Raw genomic sequence first — 2267 nt, forward strand, 5'->3', positions numbered from 1 at the left:
ACCTCGGTGCCCGGCTCGGCATCATCGGCCAGGCCGGCATCCCGTACCTGCCCGACTTGGTCAGAGCGCGGTGCCAGCCCGCCTGACCGCCACAGGTTTTGCCCCGCTTACAGCCGCCGACGGCAAATGACTGATTCGGCAAAGCCTGTTCTCGGATGGACACTCGCACAGCATCAGCCAATCAGCCGTGCTGACCAGCCTCTGCTTTGCTTTATCGGCCTCCGACGGCAAGCAGGGGGATGTCCCGCTCGATGTTGAGGAAGGGAAGGCGGCGTTGCCCGCCCTGAGCCAGTAGGCTCGGGGTGCTGAATCCACGAGGGGCAAGCAACGCCATGGCGAGGGATAGCACGCCTGCGGCCGGGGTGCCGCAATCGCCCGTGGGCCGGGCGCTCGACGAGATGACGGCGAGCTTCGAGCGGTTCTGCCTGGCGGCGGGGCTGGAGGTGCTCGGCGAGATGCTGGAGGCGGACGCGGCGACGCTGTGCGGCCCGCGGCACGGGCGAGGTGGCAGGCAGTAGGCGCAGCGCTGGGGCTGGACGGCCGGGCCGGTCGGCTTCCACGGCGGTAAGGTCTCGGTGGCGCGGCCCCGCATGCGCGAGCGCGGGGGCCGCGAGTTGGCTCTGCCGAGCTGGGAGCGGGCGACCGAGGAGGACTGGCTCGGCCGCTGGGCGATGAACCTGATGCTGATTGGGGTGACCACGCGCCGCTTCGGCCGGGCGGTCCGCCTGCCCGAGGGCGACGTGCCGGCCGGGGCCGGCGCGGGGCTGTCGAAGTCGGCCACCTCGCGCCGCTTCGTCGCGCTCTCGGCGGAGCGGATGGCGGCCTGGATGGCACAGGACCTATCCGGGCTCGACCTCTTGGCTGTGCAGATCGACGGCATCCACGTCACCGAGGACCTGGTTCTCCTGGCTGCCATCGGCATCGATGGCGAGGGAGCGAAGCACCCGCTCGGGCTGGTGGAGGGTGCCACCGAGAACGCGGCGGTGGTGCAAGCCCTACTCGACGACCTGGTCGGGCGGGGGCTCGACCCGACGGTGTCGCGGCTGTTCATCGTGGACGGGGCTAAGGCTCTGACCAAGGCGATCCGGCGGACCTTCGGGCGGGACACGCCGATCCAGCGCTGCCAGATCCACAAGGCCCGCAACGTCGCGGATCGCCTGCCGAAGGCGCTGCCGGCGTCGGTCCGGCAGGCGCTGCGGCGGGCCTGGGAGCTGGACGACGCGGCCAAGGCCGAGCGGCTGCTGCGCAACCTGGCCCGCACACTCGAGCCCCGCGCACCCGGTGCCGCCGCCCCGGGAGTATCCGGACCAATCCCTCCCGCACATAACGCCGCACCGTCTTGGGGCAGGTGCCGAACTCCCGCGCGATCCGCTTGACGCCCCAGCCCCGCGCCTTGAGTGCCAGCATCGCCGCCACCTCCTCCAGCGTCCGCATCCGCTCCCTCCGTGCCTCCTCCGGCACGGAACCCTGGATCACCTCAGACCCATCCATCGACATCCCTCTCTTCCTCTCCAGTGGGGGGGTGGATTCATGTCGCCAGGGGAGGGTCATTCCATGTCGCCTGACAGCGAGCCGGACACCGCTCGAACCGGAATGGCAGCAGGGACGTCCGGCGGCGTGATCGGAGGTTGCGGCCTGCCGATCCGGGCGTCAGCAATGGCGAAGGCCGTCCACCTGGGAAGCCCAAGCGGTCCGCCCCTGCCCATGACCACAACAGGATGACGAGGGATACAACCGCGACTACTGGGCCTGCATGAACCTGCTCCCCCGACCAGCCGCCGCCGCTTGCAAAGCCGAAGATCGATCTGCAGCGGCTCTTGTGCCAAGTCGGTGCAGAGCAGGGCCTGCGGGTCGAAGCGCCGGCCGGGGTCGCGCAGCAGCACCCAGCGGATCGGCACGATCGGCAGGCCGCTATGGCGCCAGACGGCGGTATCGGAGCAGATTTCCACCACGCGGTCACCCTCGCCATACCAGCTAGACACGACCACGCGCTGCCAAGCCGTGGTCTGGTCAACCGGCACCTTGGCCAGGGTCGGCAGGCGCTCGCCCTTGGTGAGGGGCCAACCGATCGTCCTGGGCTGACGCGGTGGGGCTAGGGTGTAAAGCGCGGCATCGAGGCGCAGCCGGGTGACGCAGGTCACGCCCTGCTGGACAAGGCTGTCAACGCCGCCTGAAATCTGACCCACTTCGTCTTGGTCCGCCGATCGAAACCTGACCCCCTTGATGCCCGGGGGTGGGGCGAGCCCCAACCCCCGGGCGGCGCCGTT

General features: G+C 70.2%; 1 protein-coding gene and 1 pseudogene. One reads left to right on the top strand and one right to left on the bottom strand.

The window, feature by feature from the left end:
• Positions 1-332 precede the first annotated feature (332 nt).
• Positions 333-1307 (top strand): annotated as a pseudogene (locus E2C06_RS36170) (IS256 family transposase); the annotation flags it as partial.
• A 240-nt stretch (positions 1308-1547) separates the two neighbouring features.
• Here the strand turns inward: E2C06_RS36170 and E2C06_RS36180 are convergent.
• A partial coding sequence (locus E2C06_RS36180) for a hypothetical protein (RefSeq protein ID WP_456305209.1) occupies positions 1548-2267 on the bottom strand: 720 nt, incomplete at its 5' end.

It is taken from the genome of Dankookia rubra, assembly GCF_004355005.1.
Classification (GTDB): Bacteria; Pseudomonadota; Alphaproteobacteria; order Acetobacterales; family Acetobacteraceae; genus Paracraurococcus; species Paracraurococcus ruber_A.